Genomic DNA, 23,759 nt, shown 5'->3' with positions numbered 1-23,759 from the left:
GGGCTAAACGTAACAGTCGGGAAGCATCGCGAAACGGTGGCAACATTGGTGTAAATCAATGCTCTTACAAAGTTGTGTTTGACGGATTGAGCGGAATGCTTGAAACTGCAATTACTTTTCCCCGGCTGTACGTGATAACCAAGACCTGATTTCAAAAGCGTAAAGATAGATAAAAAACAGGAGCGAGCAGGCGTTGGCGATATGTGCCGACCGACGTGGACTCGCAAGATACCAAGGCGCGATTGAATCTGGAAGAGGCAGAGCAGGCTGATGTCTGCACATGCCGTCGCATGCGCTGAGGTTGAGGTTCCGTGACGGATTCTTCCGTTTCTGATGTGAGCCGTCGTTCCGCAGAACAGGGGAACAGGCAAGAACGATATTCCATTCGCGAATTTATTGCGCTGTGCAGGCGCAGACGCTGGGTTTTGTCTGGCGTGGTTGGATTTTTTCTGACTGCATGCCTGCTTTACTGCCTGATTGCTCCGAAGAAGTATGACGCGACAGCCGTGGTTGCGCTGCGGATGCAGCCAGCTTCGACGCTCTCGGTGGAGGGTGCAGAGACGATGGCTTCGGCTTCAATTTTAAGCACGCCGCTGGAACTGGAGACGCTGGTGAATGTGCTGCGCAGCGAAGATCTGCGCTGGCGTGTGATTCGAGGAGAGCGGTTGTATGCCGCTGCAGGCTTCGATCCGGCATTCGTGAAACGGTTTCCGAAGTTCGATGTGAACCATCCCGAACCAGCGGCGCAGGAGCGATTGCTGGACCGGTTTGACAAGCTGCTGCGTGTGCGGGTGATGCCGAGAACGCTGCTGGTGGAGGTCCGGTTTCGCAGCCGCGATCCGGAGTTGTCGGCGCGGGTAGCGAACGCGCTGGTAACGGCCTATCAGGCACGGGAAGTGGAGATGCGGAGGTTGGCGACGCAGACGGCATCTTCGTGGCTGCAGGGGCAACTGGATGCGCTGACGGCAACGCTGCACGGGAAAGAGAAAGAGCTGGCTGCGTTTGAGAGCAGCCATGGGTTTCTGACGACAGAGCAGAGCCAGCCTGGCGGACAGCCGATGGAGACGCTGCGCAATCCTGCGGTGCAGCAGGTAGATGAGACAGAGCGGCTGTGGTCGCAGGCAAGTGGGGACCGAATACTGCGGCAGGCGCTATATGTGCAAGCGCAGCAGGGCGATCCAGAAGCGGTGCTGGCGGCGAATCCTGATTTACAGGCAGAGATGGGTCCGGGCGGGGCGGCGATGGCGCAGCAGCTTCGCGGGCATCTGAGCGAAGTGCAGGTGGAGCTGGCGCAGTTGAGGCTGGAGCATGGGCCGAATTATCCGCATGTGCAGGAACTGGAGCGTGCAGCGCAGGAGATAACTGCCGAATTGAAAGCGGAGGATGCAAAGCTGCTCGATGGATTCGAGCGGAGCTGGAAGGCGGCTGCCGGGAGAGAAGAAATGCTGCGGAAACAGCTCGACGAGGAGATGGCGCAAGGGGTGAAAGAGAATGACGCGACGATCCGGTATGCCTCGCTGCTGCAGGAGGTGGAGTCGGGTCAGGAGCTTTGCACGCGGCTGCGGAGAAGGATTGAAGAGGCAGGCATGTCTGCGGGAGTGCGTGGATCGAGCATCTCGGTGGTGGATGAAGCACGGGTTCCGTTTAAGGCGGCGACTCCGGATGTACCGCTGTATCTGGCTATTGCGCTGTTTGTTGGTGGCTGGGTTGCCGTGGCGATGGCGCTGTTGCTGGATGCGATGCGGCCTATGGCAAAAGTAGGAGCCGTGGTGCTGGTTGCGTTCACGTTGTTTGGAGGATGGAATGGACGCGCGCAGGCTCCTACACCGAATACGCAGGGTTTGCCGACCGGAGTGGTGAGACTGCCGGAGGATGCACCGGTGCGGAATCCACCGAATCCGAAAACGGCACCGCAGGTTTGGAGCGCGGGTGAGGCAGTGATACCGCAGCCAGTGCAGAATCACAGTGAGCAATCTGGCGCAGCGATGGCGCTGCCGATTGCTGCCGGAGATTTTCTGGAGGTGAGCGAGTTTCATTTGCAGGAGTTTCACGCGCAGGTGCGGGTGGCTGCGGACGGAACTGTGGAGTTGCCGCTGGTGGGCGCTGTGCAGGTGCGCGGGATGAGCGAGCATGAGGCGGCGCGGGCGATCGAGAAGGTGCTGCTGGACAAAGGAATGCTGGTGCATCCGCAGGTCGCGGTGATGGTAACGAATGCGGCGGGGCAGGATGTGAGCGTGATGGGCGAAGTTGCGCGGCCCGGAGTGTATGCCTACACAGTGCATCATCGTCTGCTCGATGTGATTGCTGCCGCGCAGGGACTTACGCCGAATGCCGGGCGGCTGGTGAATGTCTTTCATCGGGACGATCCGAAGACGCCGCATCCGGTGGTGTTGGAGCCAACAGGAGCGGTGAGTGCAGCGGATGCAAAGGTGGATCACGATCCGGAGCTAGAGCCGGGAGACACGGTGCTGGTGAGCCGCGCAGGCCTGGCATATGTAATTGGTGACGTAGTGAGGCCGGGCGGCTTCGCTGTCGATCCGGTGCAAGGGCTGACGGTGGTGCAGGCGCTGTCGCTGGCATGGGGCGCGACGCCGAACGCAGCGACGGGCAAGGCGATCCTGATTCGCGATCAGCCGGGCGGGAGGATGCTGACGAGGCTGAACTTGAAACGCATGATCCGGGGGCAGGATCCCGATGAGCCGGTGCGGGATAGGGACATTCTTTTTGTGCCGGACAGCACAGCGAAGAATCTGGCGAACAAGAGCATCGAGGCAGCGATTCAGTCGGCGATTGGCGTATCGATTTATGCGGGGCTGGTGTATTCGCAGAGGTTCTAGTGGCTGGTAGCCGAAAGGCGATTGGAGAGAGTCGTGAGGCGTCTGCCGCTTCTATTGCTGATGCTGTACGTGTTTGCCGTGCCGTGGGAATACTCGCTGGATGTGGGCGAGCCGTTGGGGAATGCGGCACGAATTGTGGGAATGGCGCTGCTGGCTGTGGTTGTTCCTCTGGTGCTGCGGCATGGCGGACCACGGCGGCTGGGTGCGCTGCAATGGTGTGTGCTGGCGCTCTATCTGTTTTTCGCATGCAGCTATTTCTGGACCGTGGATGGCGACGCTACAGCGGAAAAGATACGCGCTTATGCGCAGGTGATGATGGCCGTCTGGTTGATATGGGAAGTTGCTAAGACTCCTGAGGATCTGCATGGGCTGATGCGTGCATGGGTTGCCGGGTGCTGGGTGTTGGCAGGTCTGACGATGCTGAGCTATTTCACAATGGGCGCGGCGGCAGGGCAGGTGCGCTTTGCAGCCGAGGGGCAGGACCCGAATGATGTGGCCCGTTTCCTTGATTTCGGATTTGCGATTGCGACGCTTGAGTTTGCGACAGAACAGCGATGGTGGCTACGCGTGATGGCGATGGCCTATATCCCTGTGGGATTACTGGCGGTGCTGTTGACCGCGTCGCGGGGAGGTTTTGCTGGCGCGTTCGTCGCGATGGTAGGAGTAGCGGCGTTGCTTGTGATGTGGCGTCCACAAGCCGCGGCGGGGGTGTTCGGTGGATTGGCGGTAACGGTAACAGCGCTGTGGCTGTATGTGCCTGCGGGTACGCTGGAGCGGCTGGCGACGATCACTACTGAAGTTCAGGGGGGTGACTGGAACGATCGAACAAGTTTATGGGCTGCGGGGTTGCGAGCGTTTGAGCGAGCGCCGTGGCTAGGGTATGGGGCCGGGACGTTTGCTTCCGCTTCGCATCTGACAGCGACCGATACGGCGCACAACACTTTGCTGGCGGTGCTGGTGACGGGCGGATTGATTGGGTTGGCGCTGTTTATGTGTGTTCTGGTGTCGGTTGCGGTATCGATCGTGCGTACCCAGGGCCTGATGCGTGTGGCGCTGGTTACAACGTTTGCGGTGTGGATGATTACTTCGATGGTGGGTTCGGTGGAGGAGAACCGGGCTACGTGGGTGTTGTTTGGCATGATGGCGCTTGCGGGCCGGCTAACGAGAGAGTCACCAAAAGCAATGCGGTTGTGCTTTGATACGGAAGCGAAACAGTCACAGAAGCGGCGTGGGCTGGCTGCGGCCTGGCACGGAAGCGTCGGATGATGGAAACAACGCTGATTCCTGCGGAGCTTGACACCATCGAAGCGGCTGCGACAAACCCGGCGCCGATCACCACAACCGCGACGAATCGAAAGATTCTGCATGCTGCGTTTGGTGTAGCTCTGGCAGGCGTGACTGTGAAGCTGTTGGCGACGGCGAAGGAATTGGTGGTTGCCGCACAGTTTGGCCGGACGGATGCGATGGATGCGTTCCTGATGGCCTTTCTGGCGCCTGGCTTGCTGGTGAATCTGTTTTCCGAGTCGATGAACCAGGCGCTGATTCCAACGCTGGTGCGTGTGCGTGAAGTGGATGGACGAGATGAAGCACAGCGATTGCTGACGAGCGCGCTTGGATGGACATGCCTATTGCTTGCCAGTGGCGCAGCGATGATGGGTTTATTGGCGCATGTTTTCTTTCCGGTGATTGCTCCGCATTTTGCCGCAACAAAGTTGGCGCTGACGGAGCATCTGTTATACGGGTTGCTGCCCGTGGTGCTGTTGGCCGGTTTGGCGTCGACAGGAACGGCGGTGCTGAATACAGAAGGGCGATTCGCTGGACCGGCGCTTTATCCAATGGCAGTGCCGCTCGGAATCATGGTGGCTGCGGCATGGGGTGCACCGCAATGGGGAATCTGGACACTGGAGTATGGATGCGTGGCGGGAACACTGACACAGGCTTTGCTGGTGATCTGGGCGATGGAGCGCCATGGATTTCGATTCCGGCTGGATTTGGCGCGGCGCGGAGAAGCGCTGCGTGAGGTTGCAGGGCAATACGGTCCTGTGCTGCTGAGCGGGCTGGTGGCTTCGGGTGGATTGCTGGTGGATCAGGCTATGGCGGCGTGGCTGGGGCCTGGCAGTGTGTCGACGCTGGTCTATGGCAATCGTTTTGTGAGCGCGGCGATGAATCTGCTGGCCGGGGCTATTGCGACTGCCGCAACGCCATATCTTTCGGAGATGGTGGCGCGACGCGACTGGGCTGCTTGCCGCAACACGGTGCACACGTATGTCTGGCTGACAGCGGCTGTCTCAGTTCCTGTCGCGCTGGCGATGATCTTTGGTTCACGGGCATTGATAGCGCTGACGCTGCAACATGGCGCTTTTCACAGTGCGGACACCAATGCAGTGGCTCCGGTGCAGGCGATGTATGCGATTCAGTTGCCGTTTTATGTGGTGAGCCGTGTTTATTACCGATATTTGGTTGCCATTCGGCGAACGACACTCATTTTGTACTGCGGCGCGATCAATCTTGCCTTGGATATAGTGCTCAACCTGATCTGTATGCGATGGATGGGGATTGCGGGCATTGCGCTGGCAACTTCGCTTTGGACAGTCAGCACGTTTGTCTTCCTTGGTTACTGGACGTATCGGCTGTTGCCGCCCGAATTGAGTTCTCGTGAAGGAAGCGACTTGCGAGGTTACGCATGAATGGAAAGCGATTGGGCGCGCAATACCTGCTACGGCTTGACGATTTGTGTCCGACGATGGACCGTATGCGCTGGAGCTGGTTTGCCGACTTGATTGCGCGTTACGAATTGAAGCCGATACTCGCGGTGGTGCCGGAGAATCGCGACCCGGAGCTTATGCGCGATCGTCCCGATCCCGAGTTCTGGCGCACAATGCAGCAAATGGAAGGCATGGGCGCAACGATCGGACTGCATGGTTTGCGTCATCAATGTTCCTCGGAGAGCAGAAGCCTCATTCCACTGCATGGGCAGATCGAGTTTGCAGGTGTAGCCTATGCGGTGCAGCGGGAATGGATCGGTGCGGGATTGCAGATTCTGCGTAGTCACTGGCTGGAGCCGCGCGTATGGGTAGCTCCGCGGCATGGGTTTGATGGCGCTACTTGCCGTGCGCTCCGGGAAAACGGGTTGGAAATTATTTCGGATGGATGGGCGCGGCAACCGTTTCGAAGGCATGGTCTGACGTGGATACCGCAGCAGCTATGGGAGCCGGTTGCGAAGACGGACGGAGTGTGGACGATCTGTGTGCATCCGAATACGGCAACCGAGCGCGACGTGGACAGGCTGCGCGGATTTCTGGACCGGTATGCAGTGCAGTTTGTAGGTGTCAGCGAAGTGCTGCGGACATGGGTACCGAGCAAGAGGACCGTTGGCGACCGGTATTTTCATTGGAGTGCCGCAGTGCGCCAGAAGGCGAAGCTCTGGCTGACGTGACGCCTTACCTGCGCGTACTGTGTTTTTCGAGCAAACTCAAGTAGAGGTTGGTCCAGCGATCAGCTATTACCGGCAGTGCGTATTGTTCCAGTGCTGTTTTGCGATTTTGATTGCTGATTTCGCTTCTTTCGGCAGGAGATAGGATCATGACCGCAGCCATGGCTTCGGCGAGAGCGAGATGGTCGCCTATGGGTACGAGCCATTTCGCATCGCACGTGCGCAATGCTTCTGTTGCGCCTTCAGTTTGAGTGGCGACGACGGGAAGACCGGCGGCGGAGGCCTCTAAAATGCTGACGGGAAGCCCCTCCCACAAGGATGTGAGCACGAAAGCATCGGAGGCTGCCAGTAGTGGCCAGACATTTGCGATGAAACCGGCAAAGTGTACGCGGTCTTCGATACCGAGGGAATGAGCAAGGTCAACGAGCCGCGTTTGATCAGGGCCGGCACCGGCGATTGTAAGACGCGGCTCTCCCGGCAGCAGGGCGAAAGCGCGTAGGAGCGTTGGGTAGTCCTTGACTGTATGAAGGCGACCTACTGCGACCCACAGGAAGGGATGTGGAGTGCTCTCGGGTGAGTTGCGCACTGCGGGTAGCTGTCGTATGTCGATGGCGTTTGGAATAACGCTCATACTATGGTGTGGCAGAAGTCCTGCTGCGTTGTAGGCATCGGCAACTGAGTTTGCAACGCATGTCACGTGGCTTGAGAGCCGGCAGGTTTGCCGCATAAGAAAACGGCGCAAACGCGAGCCGGTATGGATGGTGTGAATGGTATCGATCAGCACTGGAACGGGTGCGATGATACGCGCGAATCGCGCGAAGAAACTTGCGTGATCGAGATGGGCATGCACGATATCGGGCTTGTGAATGGAGCGCCATGCCTGATAGCGAATCCAGCCGAGCGGGTCGAGCCAGGCTTTACGCATATACAGCGAGTAGAAGAAGACATCTGCATTTCTAAGCTCGTGAGCAGCGTCGCTGCCGTTGCCGGATAGAGCGATCACGGAAACATGCCATCCGCGAGACGCAAAGGCCTTGGCGAGCAGCAGAAGCTGGCGTTCTGCGCCGCCAATTCGATCAAGCGTAGGAATGATGTAGACGATTCGAGTCATTGTTGGACTTGCGGAAGTGCCTGTTCGAAGCAGGCTGCATATGCTGCTATCGATCGGGAGACTTCGAATGGAGCAAGGAATGTGTGATCGAAATGAGGGGTATTTAGGCCGGGCGACGATTGAAGCTCTGCAATGGCTGCGAGCAGGGTTTCTGCTATGGATTTTGGGGTGGTCGATTGTGTGAGCCAGACGCCGGGCTGGGAATGAAGTAAGTCAATCAGGCCTTGAGATGCAGGCGTGGCGACGATGGGAATCTCGGCGGCGGCAGCTTCGAGAAGCGCGTTGGGCATGCCTTCATAACGCGAGGGAAGAACGAAGAGGGTGGATTGCGCGTAGTGATGCGCGAGGTCACTTTGGAAGCCTGGAAAGCTGACGGCATGATGAACATTGAGATAGCAAGCGAGATTTTGCAGGTCTGCCAGAAGTGGTCCATTGCCGAGAACGGTCAAGAAGGCTGAGGGATGCACGCGAAGAACGCTTGCGAAGGCTTGCAGGAGAAGATCAATTCCTTTTTCATGCGATAGCCGGGCGATACACAAAACCCTGGGGAATGCCGATTGTGTGACCGATCTGCGCGCCTGTCGGATTGCACTGCGGATGGAGCCAATATCGATTGGATTGGGGCAGACGGATAGCTTGTGTGGAGAAATCGAAAAATGCTGTATAAGATCGTCGGCCATGGCTTGGGACTGGCAAAAAATGGTGTCAGCCAGTGGATAAAGAGTGCGGTAGGCGAGGCGATGCCTGCGCGTCGTTGCAGCCGCAGAGGCGGTGGTATTTTGTCGAACGAGAATCCTTGTGTGTCTTGGCAGCAGAGGCCGAAGAGCAAGTATGAGAAAGCTCAGGTGAGCCATGCCGGAGAAGACCACATCGGGTTTGAGACGATGGATCAGGCTAAGGATCGGCTGCCACGCACTGCGGACTCGCTCACAGCTGAGGCGGTGTAAGGTGACGTGTGACGGGAGCTGTGGTGCTCCTGGGCGATCTTCGGAGATGGTGGCCAAATGTATTGCGAAACGGCTCGGATCGAGGTGTATGGCAAGCTGGGCTGTCACTCGTTCAGCGCCTCCACCGCCAAGATGGGGGATAAGTAGAAGTAACTTGATGCGATAAGACATTTAGAAGGGGTGAATGGGCATTAGGTTAATGTAGCGGAGACTTATATTCCAACGTTACTTTAGGCCATAGATGTGTAGAGCTTCGGAAGGTGTCAGGCGGGCTATATTTCGTAGCAAGTGAATCGTGAAATTAATGACGTATAACTGCTTACCATGACTGGACTGCTTTCGCAGAACTCTATAGGATTAACTCTGCATCTCAGCTGACACAACTAAGTTCAAACTATCTGCGGTCTTAGCTATTTTCCCCAGTAAGGCGATTTTGGGAGACGGGAAAGCTATGTCCGCGTGTGCACAGGATGAAGCAGCATCGGTCTGTTTACAGGGAGAGGCAACTTCTTCTACTGACGCTCGCCCCCGGATGCTAATTGGAGTGACGAGCGATCAGACCTGTGTGGTGTTGCGCGGCAGATTGCGCGCGTTGATGGAAGCCGGGTTTGACGTGATCGTGGTGTCGTCGCCTGGGCACTGGTTAACGTCTGTGGCTGAGACCGAGGGCGTGAGTGTAGTGCCGATTCCTATGCGTCGAGCGGTGTCTCCGTGGAGGGATGCGATTGCGTTTTTCCGGTTGTGCCGTTTGATCGCGAGATTGCGGCCAGAGATTACAGATTTCAGCACGCCGAAATGCGGATTGCTCGGAACCATTGCGGCATGGTTGATGCGAGTTCCAAGGCGGGTTTATACGCTGCGCGGGTTGCGGCTGGAATCGTCACATGGATTAGAGCGCTGGGTGTTGTGGTGGGCTGAGAGGATTTCGTGCTGGTGCTCCAATGTTGTGCTTTGCAACAGTCTGAGCTTAAAAGATGCGGCGATTGTGTGTGGGATTGCTCCTGCAGAGAAGCTTGTTGTGCTGGGGCGTGGCAGCACCAGCGGGGTGGATACGGAGCGGTTTTCTCCGGGAGAAAGCGATGTGCGGAAGCAATTTGGGATTCCGGTAGATACGCCGGTTGTCGGCTTTGTGGGACGGATCACAGGGCATAAGGGAATCCCTGAACTAATGGAGGCGTTTCACGAGGTTCAGAGGCGAAGGCCGGGGTGCTGGTTGTTATTGACGGGGTGGTTCGATCGCTCGGAAGACGCTTTGGATGAGCGATTGCGCCGCGAGATTGAGAGCCATCCGAGAGTGCTGGTAACTGGCAGCGTGGATGATCCTCCTCCGTACTATCGGGCGATGGATGTGTTTGTGCTGCCGACGCATCGAGAGGGTTTTCCCAATGCCGCACTGGAGGCCGCAGCGTGCGGCTTGCCGGTAATTACGACATGCGCGACTGGCGCAAGGAATGCTGTGATCGATGGAGAGACGGGGTACCTGATACCTGTGAGATCTTCAGCGGCAATTGCGGAAGCTATTCTGCGATTGATCTCAGATGAGGGGCTGAGGAAGAAGCTGGGGCGCGGAGCACGAGCCTGGGCTGTGGAGCATTACGAGCGGCGGAACGTTCTGAAGAGAGTGGTTGGCTTTTACCGGCTGTTGTTGACACCGGAATGGAAGATCGAGATGGAGGGGATGCGGGTTCGCGCTACGTCAGCGAACCCAGCGGACTTTGGAGAGGTCGGGGACGTCGGTTGAAGGCTTTACCGAATCTGAGATAACCGGGGGCAGAAAACTGGTGGCTCCCGACTGGGCGGCGCTCAGGAATCGCGTTGGCGCAATGCCGAGAACCAAGGTTGCGGTGGTGGCGAGTGCTAAAGAGAGTCCCACCGCCACTCCGAGCTCTGGAGCAGGAAGTTTTGCGGACCCTGCTGCCGGGGGTTGGGCGACCTTAACTGCAAAGCCAAGATAGTATGCAGCGGCTACACCTGAGTTGAGCAGGCCGATGATGCCTAGCCAGACTGCTCCGCCATGGATAGCCGTCGCGAAGGAATAGAACTTGCCGAAGAAGCCCGCTGTAAAGGGAATGCCGATGAGCGAGGCAAGGAAGAAGATGAGCAGGGTGCCGAGCAGAGGTGCGCGGAAGAGAAATCCGCGGAAATCTTCGATGACAGAGAGCTTTTCGTCGGGACCAGCGGCGATGGAGAGCACGGCGAAGATGCCGACGTTCATGGCGGCGTAGGCCGCAACGTAAAAGCTGGCCGAGGCGATGGCGTTGATGCCGAGCCCTGCGAAGGCGGCCAACAGATAGCCGGCGTGTGCGATGGACGAGTAGGCCAGCATCCGCTTGACGTTCTTCTGGCGCAACGCGGCGAGATTACCGACGGTCATGGAGAGGACCGCGACGATCCAAAGCATCGGCTGCCAGACAGGCTGGAGGACCGGGAAGCTCGAATAAAGAAGCCGGATGAGCAGCGCGAATGCTGCTGCTTTTGGAGCTGTGGACATGAGGGCGACGACAGGCGATGGCGCACCCTGGTAGACATCGGGGGTCCAGACGTGGAATGGAGCGGCGGAAACTTTGAAGAGAACGCCAACCATCAGCAATGCAAAAGCCGCGAGAACAAGCTGCGAAGATGCTGCCGGAATATGGGCTGCGATGTCGTTGATCTGAGTGGTGCCGGTAGCTCCGAAGGTGAGGGCAACGCCATAGAGCAGAAAGCCGGTGGCGAAGGAGCCGAGCAGGAAGTATTTGATGGCTGCTTCGGGACCGGTGCCGGTGTGTTTGCGGAAGCCCGCGAGGATGTAGGTGGAGATGGAGGAGATTTCGAGGGCGATGAAGACGACCAGCAACTCGACGGCGGAGGTCATCAGGCACATACCTACGGCGCCGAGAACCATGAGCGCGAAGTATTCACCGCGATGGTGCTGATTGGCGGGAAGCGCATCTAGCGAAAGCAGGATCGACGCCAGTACGATGCCGCAGATGAGCACGTGGAAGAAGACGCTGAATGGGTCGGTTTGAACGGTGCGATAGAAGGCTGTGCCCGGAGGCAGATTGAGTTGGATCAGGCTTGACCACAGGGCGGCTGTGACGCCAACAGCTCCAAGCCAGCCGAGGCTGCGCCGGTTGTTGGTGGCTGGCAGCGCGGCGTCGAAGAGCATGATGAGGACGCCGGTGATAGTAAGAACGACTTCGGGAAGAATGCGGATGAGGTCAGGCATGTTTTGTGGGTTCATTGCTGGCCTCCGCGAACCGGAAATGTGGCTTGGACACCGCACGTGGCTCCGGGGCGAGCACACAAAGAGACGGCGCGATAAGCTAGGCCGCCTGAGGTTTGGCGCAGTCCGGATTCGATGCCGGTGAGGAAGAGGTTCGGGAAGACACCCATAATAAGCATGAGTGTGACCAGCGGATAGAGGATGAACTTTTCGCGCAGATCCAGGTCTCGCGGCGCGTGGGCTATGGCGAGATTGGATTGCTGGCCATAGAAGACACGTTGGACGAGCGTGAGCATGTAGGCGGCGGAGAGGATGACGCCTACGGTTGCAGTGATGGCCCAGGCCTGGCTGGTTCCGGTGAAGGTGCTGGAGAGGACGAGGAACTCTCCTATAAAGCCGTTGAGCATCGGCAAGCCGATCATGGCGAGGCTGGCGATGACGAAGATGGTCGCGAGCATTGGGGTACGGGTTGCGAAGCCGCCGTACTGGCTGATCTGGCTGGTGGAGGCGCGGTCGTAGAGGACGCCAAGAAGGACGAAGAGCGCGGCTCCGATGATGCCTTCGTTGAGGGTCTGGTAGACGGCGCCGTCGAGACCACTGAGTGTCGCTCCGTAGATGCCGAGAGTACAGAAGCTGAGGCTGGAGATGGTGCCGTAGGCCAGGAGCTTCCAGAAATCTTTCTGTACGAGAGCCTGCAGCGCGCCGTAGATGACTCCGATTGCCCCGAGAGCAATCATCCAGGGAGCGGCTTTGACTGCCTGCTGCGGGAAGAGGCCGACGTGGAAGCGGATGAGTGAGTAGAGGCCGAGCTTGCCGGCAACGACCATGGCCCCGGCGATGGGAGCTTCCTGGAAGACATCGGGCAGCCAACCGTGGAGGCCTAGCACGGGAACCTTGACGGCAAAGGCAATCAGGAAAGCGAGCGAGGCCCAGAGGAGCGCGCCAGCAGGGAACGTGCCATTCGAGATTGCGTCCTGGAGAGCGACAAAGTCAAAGCTGTGCGTCTTGGCGTAAAGCCAGAGGATGGCGACCAACAGAGGCGCGGACGGTATGAATGTGTAAAGGAAGAAGCGCAGGGAAGCATTCGGGCCGCCGTTTTCGCTTAGCGTGCGGCCGTACATGGCGATGAGGATTGCCATAGGGAGAAGCGACAGCTCCCAGAAGCCGTAGTAGAGCATCAGGTCGAGCGAAACGAAGACGCCGAGCATGGCTGTCTGCTGCACGAGGAAGAGAGAGTAGAAGACTTTGGGGCGGTCTTTGATCGTGTTCCAGCTTGCGAGGACGCCAATGGGAGCAAGCAGACCGGTGAGAACAATGAGCCAGAGTGAGAGGCCATCGACGCCGACATGATAGTGAATATTCGGGCTGGCGATCCAGGGAATGTCCTGCACGAATTGAAAGCCGAGCTTTGCGTTGTCGAAGTGCGCAGGCAGATGCAGGGTAAAGGCGAAGGTCAAAAGCGCGAAGACGAGAGCGACGCCTGCGGAAAGCGTGCGGCGGTCGGGCAGCAGGGCGATGAGAAGGGCACCGATGAGCGGAGTGACGAGAATCAAAGAAAGGATGATATTGTCCATGTTCTAGTGCCCCGCCGCGTTCGGGTTGATGCTGATGGGAAGAACCTTGGAGGGATCGAAATGGATCCAGATTCCCAAATGATTCGCATAGATCGCGGCGAATAAGAGCAGTGCCGCTGCTCCAGCGACGAGCCAGCCGGAGTAGCTGCGGAGATTGCCGGACTGCCAGCGGCGCAGGAGTTCGCCGGTCAACGAAGCGATGCCTGCCAGAACCCAGGCCGAGCCGCGAATGAGAACGCCTTCGCCGATCCAGCCGAGGATGTACTGGCTGATGAACTTGAGCGGCGCCACGAATATCGCGTGATAGAGCTCGTCGATCCAATACTTATGCAGAAGCAGGCTGTAGATGCCCCTTGCAGAGGTTGCGAGCTTCTGCGCGCGATCGTTTGGCTTGAAGTATAAGAGATGCGCTACAAACCAACCGAGCGCTGCAACGGCCACTGCAACGATAGAGAGGATGAGCTCGAGTGAGCCCGAAGATGCTTCCGTTGGGGAAACGATATCGGAGCCGATGACGGGTGAGAGCAGATGGCTGAAGCGTCCATAGCCGATCCAGCCGCCGCATACGGAGAGGATAGCGAGGATCACCAGCGGCAGGAGCATCGACCAGGGGCTCTCGTGCGGATGATGGTCATGGTCTTCGCTGCGCGACTCACCAAGGAAGGTCAGATACCACAGGCGGAACATATAGAAGCTGGTAAGGCCTGCTGTGGCGAGTCCGACGAAATAAAGGATCTTGCCGAGTGAACCCGCTTGAAATGCTTCGGCCAGGATCGCATCTTTGGAGAAGAAACCAGCGAAGGGCGGGATGCCGGAGATGGCGAGAACTGCAGCAAACATTGTCCAGCAAGTGACCGGCAGACATTTGCGCAGGCCGCCCATCTTGCGCATGTCCTGCTCATTGGACATGCCGTGAATAACGGAGCCCGCACCGAGGAAGAGTAGCGCCTTGAAGAAGGCGTGCGTCATGAGGTGGAAGACCCCTGCTGAGTAAGCCATGACGCCGCAGGCGAGGAACATGTAGCCGAGCTGCGAGATGGTGGAGTAGGCAAGGACACGCTTGATATCAGTCTGAACGAGGCCTACGGTAGCGGCGAAGAATGCTGTGGCCGCGCCAATGATGGCGATGGTGGCGAGGGCGATGGGCGCACGGTCGAAGATCGAGTGGGTACGGGCAATCATGTAGACGCCGGCAGTGACCATGGTGGCCGCGTGGATGAGCGCGGAGACCGGCGTCGGGCCTTCCATGGCGTCTGGCAGCCAGACATAGAGCGGAATCTGCGCCGACTTACCGCAGGCCCCGACGATGAGGCAGAGGCCGATGGCAGTAAAGGTAGCGGTCGAGATGCCGGAGTTGGAATGAATGATGTTGTTGATCGCGAAGAAATCGAGCGAATGAAAGTTCGCCAGCACCAGGAAGATGCCGACGAGAAATCCGAAGTCACCGATGCGGTTGACGACAAAGGCCTTTTTGCCCGCGTTCGCTGCCGAATCGCGGTCTAAATAGAAGCCGATCAGCAGGTAGCTCGCGAGACCAACGCCTTCCCATCCGACAAACATGAGCAGGAAGTTGCCAGCGAGTACCAGCACGGTCATGAAGAAGAGGAAGAGGTTCAGATAGCTGAAATAACGCCAGTAGCCCTCTTCATGGCCCATGTAGCCGACGGAGTAGAGGTGAATCAGAAATCCGACGCCGGTGATGATGCTCAGCATGAGGATTGTGAGCTGATCGAGAGCGAGCGTGAACTGAATGTGAAGCGGACCGGCGTTGATCCAGTCGGAATAGTTGATAAGCCAGGGCAGTATCTGCGGCTTGACTTGAATGAAGATAAGCGCAGCGCGGGCGACAACCGCAAAGGACGCCAGCGGAAAGGCCAGGGCGATCGTCGAAACGACCGCTTTGGGCAGACGGCGCCCGAGCATGCCGTTGAGCAAAAAGCCTACGAAGGGCAGGATCGGGATGAGCCAGAGATGGAGATGCTGGGTCACGGGTCTTCCTAGAGCTTCATGAGGTCGACCTGGTCGACGTTGAGTGTGGCGCGAGCGCGGAAGATAGCGATGATGATGGCGAGGCCGACAGCGGCCTCCGCTGCGGCGACCATCATGACGAAGAAGACGAAGATCTGTCCCTTGACCGAATGCCACTGGTGAGCAAAGGTAACGAAGGACAAGTTGACGGCATTGAGCATCAGCTCAATCGACATAAAGACTGTAATGAGGCTGCGCTTGATGAGGAAACCGATAACGCCGAGGCTGAAGAGCACGGCGGAGAGAATCAGGTACCAGGAGGCAGGAATCATCGATGGCCTTCCTTTCGCGCCAGGGCGACTGCTCCGAGGATGGCGACTAGGATGAGAACGCTGGTGAGCTCGAAGGGCAGCAACATGTCACGGAAGAGGACGGTGCTGAGTTCGGTCATGGGTGTGACACCGTCGGAGAGCTTGACTCCGCCAAGCTTATTCTGGATGGCCAGGATCACGGTGGTGAGAACGCTGAACGCAGCAACAATAGCAGGGAAGCCAATGATCTTCGCGGCTTTGCTACCATGAGTCTTTTCTTCTTCGCCGACGTTGAGCAGCATGACGACGAAGGTGAAGAGCACCATGACCGCGCCGGCGTAGACGATGATCTGGGCAATGGCGAGGAACTCGGCGCCAAGTAGCAGATAGAGAACAGCGAGCGAGCTCATGACGACGATGAGCGAGAGCGCGCTGTTGATGGGGTGCGTCTGCAGCAGGAGATTGATGGCTCCAGCCAGACAGAAACCCGCGAAAATAATGAAGAGAATCAGATGCATGGGCGTTCTTGGGTGCTACGTTGCAGAAGCGCGTCCGTTGCTGTTTCGCCACGGCATTTTGGAATTCTTGTTGCCGTGATCCCCGATTGACTCAGGACGATTGCTGCTGGTTTCGAACCAATTCAGGCCCGGGCCAAAGGCGATTGTAAATTACGAGTTCGCCATGAGCGCCGAGAGAACGAGGCTTGTGCCGACAATGTTGAGCATGGCGATGGGCAGCAGATAACGCCAGCCGAATCCCATGAGTTGGTCATAGCGGAAGCGCGGAAGTGTACCGCGCACCCAGATGTAAAGAAAGAGGAAGAAGAAAACCTTGATGATGAACCAGAAGAGCGCAAGGAGTGCCTGAATGACAATGTTCTGCGGCTCGGGAAACAGATGACCGAAGGGGCTGTTCCATCCGCCAAAGAAGAGCAGCGTGGCAACGCAGCTTACAGTGATCATGTTGCCGTATTCGGCCATGAAAAACATGGCGAACTTCATGGAGCTGTACTCAGTGTGATAGCCGGCGACGAGTTCGGTTTCCGCCTCAGGCAGATCGAAGGGAGCGCGGTTGGTTTCGGCATAGGCCGCGGTGATGTAGATGAGGAACGCGATGATCTGACCGCCGCCGAGAATGTTCCAGGACAACGCGCCGTGTGCCGACTGGGCTTTGACGATGTCTGCCAGTGAGAACGAGCCGGTGCGAAGAACGACGCCGACGAGCGAAAGACCAAGTGCGAGCTCGTAGCTGATCATTTGCGCCGAAGAGCGAAGCGAACCGAGCAGGGAGTATTTGTTGTTCGAAGACCAGCCTGCGAGAGCGATGCCGTAGATGCTCATCGAGGTGACGCCGAGCAGAACGAGCAGTCCAATGTTGAGGTCGGCGAGCTCGAAGACTTTGACACCGTGAACGGTAATATCCTGCGAACCAAAGGGCACGACGGCGATGGAAAGCAGCGAACAGCCGAGGGCGATCAGCGGCGCGGTGAGGTAGAGCGGCCTGTAGACGCCGGCAGGGATGAAGTCTTCTTTGAGGAAGAGCTTGAGGCCATCGACCATGGGCTGCCAGAGGCCAAAGGGACCGACGCGGCTGGGGCCCCAGCGGTTCTGGATACGGCCGACGACCTTGCGCTCGAGCAGGACCGTATAGGCCACCCCGCCGAGAAAGATGGCGGTAACGACGGCGACCTTCAAAATGCTGAATAACAAAAACAGCCAGATGCTCAAGGCTTACCCTTTCCTGCGGTTTAGTCTGCGGCAGCTTCGGCTACGGGTTGCGAGATGGATTCCTGATAGCTGTTCAGTTCCACCAGAGCTTTGGTGTGATCGCCCAGGACGCCCGAGGTAAAGAGGCCATCATGAGCGGGAAGAATGAGCTCGGCTGCCGTAGGAGCGGTAAGGCTGGCAACGGGAACGAAGCCGGGCTCGGAATGAACATCGTTACCTGCGAAGAGATTGAGCCGGTCGAGCTTGTAGCTGGGAACGAGGCGCTCGATTTCGTCGAGTGCCGCTAGTGGATCAAACGGGCTTAAGCGCAATTCGAGACCGCGAGCGGCAAGCCATACGGCGTGACGGTCGGCTTCACCCGAATGTGCGCCGCGGCTCTGACCAAGGTCACCGTGGATTCCGCGCAGTGACGGAATCGGCCTTGGCGTAGGAACGAAGTCGACGCTGAGTGCGGGAGCAGTGACGGCCGGAACCGTTATTGAGCCACGGCCAAATGGAACAAGCTTCTTGACGTCAGCGCCCATACCTCCGGCGATGCGGACCAGAATCTCGAAGTCGGGTTTGACACCAGCCTTGTCGGCTGCTTTCTTGACGAGCTGAATGTCGCCAAAGGTATTGGTAACCGTGCCTGCCTTTTCGTAGAGGCTTGCAGCGGGCAGAACTACATCAGCGAGCGCTGCCGTACCGGTCAGGAAAATATCCTGAACGACGACGAAAGCTCTCTTGAGAGCGGCCGGATCGGTGCCATAAGCAGTCACAGGATCGGAGCCGACAATATAAAGCGCCGCCAGTTCGCCGCGACATCCTGCATCAAGCATCTCGGGGGCAGTCATGCCCGGCTGAGTCGAAAGGTTCGGGTACTCCTCCGCGAAGGCTCCGGGAGTGGTGACTGGGATATAACCAGGGAGCAGATCGGGACTGAGACCCATATCCGCCGCACCGCGGGAGTTGGCATAGTCGCCGAGATAGGCGAACTTGACGTTCTCTTTGGCGAGTCCCCATTTGACGAGGGATTCGATAGCCGCACCGCGGAATTCCTGGCCGAAGATGACGAGAAGCGATTCCTCGGCATTCACAGCTTCGCGGAAGGTTTTGGCATTTTCGATCTCGCCGAGTGCAGAGTCGTCGCCAGAGAGGAATGCTGTGAGGGATTCGTATCCTTCTACTGGAAGGGACAATGTCTGACGCGCCTGGCGTTCGAGCTTAATGGGACTGTCGGTGGCGATGTAGAGCCGCGCTGTGTTGTGGCGGAAGTTGGTGCGGATGTTCCAGGCCAGCAACGGGTGTTCTTCAGTGGGGTTGCCGCCGATGAGTAGGATCGCCTTGGCTGTCTCAGTGTCACGAAGACTTGCGGCGCGATGCTCGTGACCAGCCATGGCGCGCACGAAGGCAGCGTAGTCCGTAGTGCGGATGTGATCGATGTTGTTGGTGCCGAGGACCGTGCGCGCGAACTTCTGCAGCAGGTAGTTTTCTTCGTTGGTCCCTGTGTTGGAACCGATGACGCCGATGGAGCTGCCGCCCCCATTTTCAGTTTTGCTGTCGCGAATCTCCTTGAGCTTGTTGGAGACAACGCGGATGGCGTGTTCCCAGGTGACAGGCTCAAGAGTGCCGGCGGCGTTGCGGACCAGCGGCTTGGTAAGGCGGTCTTTGGAATCGACAAAATCGAAGCCGAAGCGGCCTTTGGCACAGAGAAAGTCGCCGTTGATACCGGATTTGTCGCGGTTGTCACCACGGACAATCTCGGCTCCGTCATCTACCTGGCGAACGCCAAGAGTGACCTTGCAGCCGTCGCCGCAATGCGTGCAGACGGTGGAAACGTGATTCATCTCCCATGGGCGGGTCTTGTAACGATAAGTATCGGATGTGAGTGCGCCGACTGGGCAGGCGTCGATGCACATGCCGCACTGTTCGCAGTCGAGATGATCGCCGCCGTTAGGCGCGATGATGGCCGACGAGCCACGGTTAGCGATGCCGAGAGCCCAGACATCCATGCCTTCGCCGCACATGCGAACGCAACGGTAGCAGAGGATGCAGCGCGGGCGGTCAAAGTACACAGCGGGAGACCATTTCTGCTCTTCGCGATGATTCTTGGCCTCGGTGTAGAGGCTTTCACCGGCACCATAGCGGAAGGTCATGTCCTGCAATTCGCACTCGCCGCCAGCGTCGCATACCGGGCAGTCGAGCGGATGATTGCCGAGGAGCAATTCGATGGTCGCTTTACGGGCCTGCGTGATCTCGGGAGACTCGGTGGTAAAGACCTGGCCTTCAGCGACGGTCGTGGTGCAGGCGGTCTGGAGTTTCGGCACCTTCTCCTGGCGGACGACGCACATGCGGCACGCGGCCTGGAGCGAAAGACCGGGGTAGTAACAGAAGGCGGGGATCTCGATGCCGGCCTTGCGGCAGGCCTCGATGAGCAGCGTGCCCGCGGGAGCGGTGAGCTTCTTTCCGTCGACGGTGAATGTTACGTCAGGCATTCTTCTCTCGTTTGCTCGTTACACCAGTGCGACTTCAACGTGCTTGGCGTAGGGACAGGGTTTCCCGTCCAGGTGATCTTCAAACTCTTTGCGGAACTTCTTGACGAAACCTAGTGTGGGCATTGCTGCTGCGTCGCCGAGCGGGCAGAAGGTGCGGCCCATCATGTTCTCGGCGAGATACTGAATGTTGTCGATATCTTTCTTTGTGCCGAAGCCGGCGTGAAAACGTGTCAGCGACTTCTTGAGCCAGTCGGTGCCTTCGCGACATGGGATGCACCAGCCACAGCTCTCGTGCTGATAGAAGCTGATGGTGCGCAATGCGAATTCGACGATACATGTTTGATCGTCGATAACGACGACGCCGCCAGAGCCAAGCATCGAACCGGCTTTGCCGACTTGATCGAAGTCCATGCCGAGGGTTTCGATCTCCTCGGGCAGCAGAACAGGCGTTGACGATCCGCCGGGAACGACGGCCTTGAGCTTGCGTCCGCCACGAACGCCGCCGGCAACTTCATAAATCATCTTCTTGAGGTTGTAGCCCATCGGCAGTTCATAGATGCCGGGGCGTTCGACGTGACCGCTGATGCCGAAGAGGCGCGTGCCGCCATTGCGCTCACTGCCAACCGCTGCATAAGCCGCGCCGCCCATGGTGATGATGTGCGGGACTGATGCGATCGTCTCGGCGTTGTTGATGACGGTGGGGCCGCCGTAAAGTCCGACAACGGCAGGGAAGGGCGGCTTGATGCGGGGAACACCGCGCTTGCCTTCGAGCGATTCCATGAGAGCCGATTCTTCGCCGACTTCGTAGGCTCCGGCGCCAGTTTGCACTACTGCCTGAAATTCGGTCTCGGTGCCGAAGATGTTCTTGCCGAGGAAGCCTTTTGCATAGGCGTCGGCAACGGCCTTCTCCATGATCTCGATGAGATAGCGATACTCGCCGCGCAGGTAGATAAAGCCCATCTTTGCGCCGATGGCGAGACCAGCGATGATGGTGCCCTCGATGATCGCATGCGGATCGTGCAGGAAGATCAGGTGATCCTTGCAGGTTCCGGGCTCCGATTCATCGCCGTTGACGAGAACATACTTGGGCTTGGCCGACTGTTTGGGAACGAAGGACCACTTGAGACCAGTTGGGAAACCTGCGCCGCCGCGCCCGCGAAGGCCGGATGCCTTCATCTCATTGATGATCCATTCAGAGCCTTCAGCAAGACACTTGCGCGTGGCTTCATAGCCGCCGAGTTCGATATAGCGGTCGATATTGGCTGCGCCCATGCCGAAACGCTTGGAGATGATCTTGACTTCATCGGGATGGGAGGTGAGCTTAGGCATTCGCTGATTCTCCCTTGGCGTCTGCGCGACCTGCTTTGGCGCGATACGCTGCGATCACTTCATCAACTTTGTCGTTGGTGAGGTCGTCGTGGAAGTCGTAGTTTACCTGAATGGCAGGAGCCCAGCAGCAGACACCGATGCACTCCACTTCTTCAAGCGAGAAAACGCCGTCAGCGGTAATGCCCTTGTGGCCGATGCCAAGTTTTTCTTCGAGGTGCTCGAAGATGTCGTACGCGCCGCGCAGCATGCAGCTGATGTTGGTGCAGACCTGCACGTTGTATTTGCCGACGGGCTTGAAGCGCAGCATGGAGTAGTAGCTGGCGACGTTGCGAACATCAAGCATGGTGAGGTCGAGGCGTTGCGCAATCTCTTCGATGACCGCGTCTGAAAGATAGCCGACCTCATCCTGCGCATAAAGCATCATGGGAATGAGCGCAGAGCGCTTGACGGGGTATTTCAAAACGAGCGCGTCGAAGCGGGCTGAGAGTGCCGGCGAAAAGATCGACATGGTTTCAGCACTGCTCATTGCATCAGCTCCCGTGCCCAGAGTTCGGCTTGCAGGTCCATCTCTTCCTCGCGGTCTTCGTTCTCTTTGTCGCCTACGTGGGTGAGCAATCTACCTTCTATGGTAAAACGCATGAGTCCACGGCTTCCATCTTCGCGGTTCCAGACGATATCTGCATTCAACCGATCGAGACTCAGCCAACGATCGCTGATGCGCACCGTGATGCGGTCTTCACCGAGTTCGACAGTTGCTTGTTCTTTGCGGTTCAGTCCATGGGCAGCGGTGTAGCTGCGCAGCAGGGAAGCAAGGGACGTCCAGAACTCGATCCATAGTTGCTCACTCGCCTGTCCGGCGTGCGTGGAGACGCGGTCGATGATGGCCTGCGTATTCAGTGTCTGGTTCCTCAGGGCTAGTACCGTACTATTAGTTTTCTGCAAGCAGCCAACTACGATGTTCCTGTGCGATTTCAGTCAAAGGTTTCACGTTGGAGTTTTCTTCGACCAATACGAGTTCCACTTCAGGAGAAGGTTCATAGGAGATCACTCCGCAGTCTCCCAACAATGAATCCCTTCTGCTCGCGAGAATCTTGTGTCTTTCGTGAAGCGTAAACCATATCTGGCGCTTCAAATCGCCCGTTGCCGGGGAGAAAATCCTAAATCCGTCTTTCGTGCTAGGCCGAATCGCAAGTGCAAATCTGTCCACGGTTGCATTAGCGTCATCTGCCTGCTTTTCGACAACTTCTCTTAAGCGATCAAATATCCATCCACGCTTCTGTTCGAGAATTTCGTACAAGTAATCACCGCGATCCTGTTCGATCGTGCCTGCGGGAAGCGGTTTGGTCCAGTCAAACAAAGGTTGCGCCGATTCTGTCATCGATCGATCTCGCCGAGAACAACATCGATCGATCCGATGACTGCCACTACATCCGCAAGCAGGCGGCCTTTGCACATGGTTTCAAGCGCCTGCAGCGATGCAAAACTTGGGTTGCGCATGTGAACGCGGTAGGGCTTCGGGGTACCGTCGGAAACGACGTAATAACCCATCTGTCCACGCGAGGATTCAATGCCCTGATAGACTTCGCCAGCCGGAACGGTGAAGCCCTCGGTAACGATCTTGAAGTGATGAATGAGCGACTCCATCTGGGTCTTCATCTTTTCGCGATCAGGAAGAACGATCTTTGGCGCATCCGCCTTGATGGGACCCTCGGGCATGCCGTCCAGCGCCTGGTTAATGATGCGAACACTCTGGCGCATTTCTTCGAGGCGAACGAGATAGCGGCCCCAAACATCGCAGCGCTGCGAGACCGGCACATCGAACTGGAACTTCTCGTAACCGGAATAAGGCATGTCGCGGCGTAGATCGAAATCGACACCGGAGGCGCGCAGTGGAGGTCCGGTAACGCCCAGCGCGATGGCATCGGCTGCTGAGAGGTGACCAACGTTCTGCAAGCGGCCTGTAAAAATAGGGTTGCCAGTGAGCAGGTTCGAGTATTCGTCGATCTTCTCGGGGAAGGTTTTGATGAACTTGCGCACGCGATCGAAGAAATCGAGCGGAGCCTCCATTGAGAGGCCGCCGATGCGAAAGTAGCTGGTCATCATGCGCTGGCCTGCTACATGCTCAAAGATGCGGAGAATATCTTCGCGCTCTCGGAAGGTATACAGAAAGACTGTCAGCGCGCCGATGTCCATGGCGTGCGTGCCGAGCCAGACCAGGTGCGAGTTCAGACGAGTCAACTCGCTTAGCAGCACGCGCATCCACTGCGCTTTCTCGGGAATCGGCAACTCAAGCAGCTTTTCGACCGCGAGACAGTAGCAGAGGTTGTTGTGCATCGGACTGAGGTAGTCGATGCGGTCGGTCATGGGTACAACTTGCTGGTAAAACTTGGCTTCGCAAGTCTTCTCAATGCCGGTGTGCAGATAACCGATTTCCGGATAGAGACGGATGACTATTTCGCCGTCGATTTCCAACACGAGACGCAACACGCCATGCGTGGAGGGATGCTGGGGGCCCATGTTGATGACCATGGTCTGGTCACTGGAGCCCTCGGCGACGGGTGCGCTCAGAATTGGCTGTCCCGGCAACGTTTCGGTTGTTTGGGGCATGGACGCTGGTCTCCCGCTTTGACTACCGATAGTTAGAAAGTAAAAAGATCGCCTGAAAGAGTTCCGACAATGATTACGATGACTTTTCAGGATACATCGTTTCACCGGAATTCGGACCGCGTTGCGGTAGAGGAACCTTAGTTGAATTTCATGAAAGCGGCGCTGGCCACTTTGGTAAATGCGATTCGTGAAATACCGATCAATTCAGCCTGCATGGAAAAGGCGCTGGCTTCGCA

The 23,759-nt window shown here is 57.7% G+C and carries 19 protein-coding genes; 5 read left to right on the top strand and 14 right to left on the bottom strand.

Annotated elements, in window-relative coordinates:
- Positions 1-311 precede the first annotated feature (311 nt).
- From OHL22_RS01120 to OHL22_RS01105, 4 genes are read left to right on the top strand one after another with little or no spacing between them, the layout of a single operon-like run.
- A complete protein-coding gene (locus tag OHL22_RS01120) occupies positions 312-2,837 on the top strand; it encodes a polysaccharide biosynthesis/export family protein (RefSeq protein WP_263332334.1) in 2,526 nt (841 codons plus the stop codon).
- 33 nt (positions 2,838-2,870) lie between these two features.
- Positions 2,871-4,103 carry an O-antigen ligase family protein gene (locus tag OHL22_RS01115; protein WP_263332333.1) on the top strand — a complete coding sequence of 411 codons (1,233 nt, stop codon included), beginning with the start codon at positions 2,871-2,873 and terminating at the stop codon, positions 4,101-4,103.
- Positions 4,100-5,524 (top strand): murein biosynthesis integral membrane protein MurJ, encoded by a 1,425-nt coding sequence (gene murJ, locus OHL22_RS01110; RefSeq protein ID WP_263332331.1) that lies wholly within the window; start codon positions 4,100-4,102, stop codon positions 5,522-5,524. The genes OHL22_RS01115 and murJ overlap by 4 nt, the downstream gene beginning before the upstream one ends.
- Complete coding sequence (locus tag OHL22_RS01105) at positions 5,521-6,273, top strand: DUF2334 domain-containing protein (RefSeq protein WP_263332329.1); 753 nt, start codon at positions 5,521-5,523, stop codon at positions 6,271-6,273. Before murJ ends, OHL22_RS01105 begins: the two co-directional genes overlap by 4 nt.
- A gap of 4 nt (positions 6,274-6,277) precedes the next feature.
- Here OHL22_RS01105 and OHL22_RS01100 read toward each other — a convergent pair whose 3' ends face one another.
- Together OHL22_RS01100 and OHL22_RS01095 are read right to left on the bottom strand one after the other, a co-directional pair.
- A complete protein-coding gene (locus tag OHL22_RS01100) occupies positions 6,278-7,381 on the bottom strand; it encodes a glycosyltransferase (RefSeq protein WP_263332327.1) in 1,104 nt (367 codons plus the stop codon).
- The gene (locus OHL22_RS01095; RefSeq protein WP_263332325.1) at positions 7,378-8,499 is read right to left on the bottom strand and encodes a glycosyltransferase; all 1,122 of its coding nucleotides are present in this window, start codon (positions 8,497-8,499) and stop codon (positions 7,378-7,380) included. The genes OHL22_RS01100 and OHL22_RS01095 overlap by 4 nt, the downstream gene beginning before the upstream one ends.
- A gap of 373 nt (positions 8,500-8,872) precedes the next feature.
- On the opposite strand from OHL22_RS01095, the gene OHL22_RS01090 reads away from it, so the two are divergent.
- Positions 8,873-10,069, top strand: a complete 1,197-nt coding sequence (locus tag OHL22_RS01090; protein WP_263332323.1) for a glycosyltransferase family 4 protein — start codon at positions 8,873-8,875, stop codon at positions 10,067-10,069.
- On the opposite strand, the gene OHL22_RS01085 is transcribed toward OHL22_RS01090, so the two are convergent.
- From OHL22_RS01085 to nuoD, 12 genes are all read right to left on the bottom strand, one after another.
- Entirely contained in the window at positions 10,025-11,551 is a 1,527-nt protein-coding gene (locus tag OHL22_RS01085) for an NADH-quinone oxidoreductase subunit N (RefSeq protein ID WP_263332322.1), read from the bottom strand. The genes OHL22_RS01090 and OHL22_RS01085 overlap by 45 nt on opposite strands.
- The gene (locus OHL22_RS01080; protein WP_263332320.1) at positions 11,548-13,107 is read right to left on the bottom strand and encodes a complex I subunit 4 family protein; all 1,560 of its coding nucleotides are present in this window, start codon (positions 13,105-13,107) and stop codon (positions 11,548-11,550) included. Before OHL22_RS01080 ends, OHL22_RS01085 begins: the two co-directional genes overlap by 4 nt.
- Positions 13,108-13,110: 3 nt before the next feature.
- Positions 13,111-15,096 (bottom strand): NADH-quinone oxidoreductase subunit L, encoded by a 1,986-nt coding sequence (gene nuoL, locus OHL22_RS01075; RefSeq protein WP_263332318.1) that lies wholly within the window; start codon positions 15,094-15,096, stop codon positions 13,111-13,113.
- A gap of 8 nt (positions 15,097-15,104) precedes the next feature.
- A complete protein-coding gene (gene nuoK, locus OHL22_RS01070) occupies positions 15,105-15,407 on the bottom strand; it encodes an NADH-quinone oxidoreductase subunit NuoK (protein WP_263332316.1) in 303 nt (100 codons plus the stop codon).
- Entirely contained in the window at positions 15,404-15,904 is a 501-nt protein-coding gene (locus tag OHL22_RS01065) for an NADH-quinone oxidoreductase subunit J family protein (RefSeq protein ID WP_263332314.1), read from the bottom strand. Before OHL22_RS01065 ends, nuoK begins: the two co-directional genes overlap by 4 nt.
- Positions 15,905-16,054: 150 nt before the next feature.
- Positions 16,055-17,113: an NADH-quinone oxidoreductase subunit NuoH gene (nuoH, locus tag OHL22_RS01060; RefSeq protein WP_263332312.1), complete on the bottom strand. Its 1,059-nt coding sequence runs from the start codon at positions 17,111-17,113 to the stop codon at positions 16,055-16,057.
- Positions 17,114-17,133: 20 nt separating this feature from the next.
- Positions 17,134-19,587 carry an NADH-quinone oxidoreductase subunit NuoG gene (gene nuoG / locus OHL22_RS01055; protein ID WP_263332310.1) on the bottom strand — a complete coding sequence of 818 codons (2,454 nt, stop codon included), beginning with the start codon at positions 19,585-19,587 and terminating at the stop codon, positions 17,134-17,136.
- Between the two features lie 18 nt (positions 19,588-19,605).
- Positions 19,606-20,916: an NADH-quinone oxidoreductase subunit NuoF gene (gene nuoF, locus OHL22_RS01050; RefSeq protein ID WP_263332308.1), complete on the bottom strand. Its 1,311-nt coding sequence runs from the start codon at positions 20,914-20,916 to the stop codon at positions 19,606-19,608.
- On the bottom strand, positions 20,909-21,442 hold the full coding sequence (locus OHL22_RS01045) for an NADH-quinone oxidoreductase subunit NuoE family protein (RefSeq protein ID WP_263332306.1): 534 nt from the start codon (positions 21,440-21,442) through the stop codon (positions 20,909-20,911). The genes nuoF and OHL22_RS01045 overlap by 8 nt, the downstream gene beginning before the upstream one ends.
- The gene (locus OHL22_RS01040; protein WP_263332304.1) at positions 21,439-21,858 is read right to left on the bottom strand and encodes a hypothetical protein; all 420 of its coding nucleotides are present in this window, start codon (positions 21,856-21,858) and stop codon (positions 21,439-21,441) included. Before OHL22_RS01040 ends, OHL22_RS01045 begins: the two co-directional genes overlap by 4 nt.
- A complete protein-coding gene (locus OHL22_RS01035) occupies positions 21,845-22,294 on the bottom strand; it encodes a hypothetical protein (RefSeq protein WP_263332302.1) in 450 nt (149 codons plus the stop codon). The genes OHL22_RS01040 and OHL22_RS01035 overlap by 14 nt, the downstream gene beginning before the upstream one ends.
- Positions 22,291-23,445: an NADH dehydrogenase (quinone) subunit D gene (gene nuoD / locus OHL22_RS01030; protein WP_263333286.1), complete on the bottom strand. Its 1,155-nt coding sequence runs from the start codon at positions 23,443-23,445 to the stop codon at positions 22,291-22,293. Before nuoD ends, OHL22_RS01035 begins: the two co-directional genes overlap by 4 nt.
- Positions 23,446-23,759 lie beyond the last annotated feature (314 nt).

The sequence above is a fragment of the Acidicapsa dinghuensis genome (assembly GCF_025685685.1).
Lineage (GTDB): Bacteria > Acidobacteriota > Terriglobia > Terriglobales > Acidobacteriaceae > Acidicapsa > Acidicapsa dinghuensis.
This window is presented reverse-complemented; position numbering and strand designations above follow the sequence as displayed.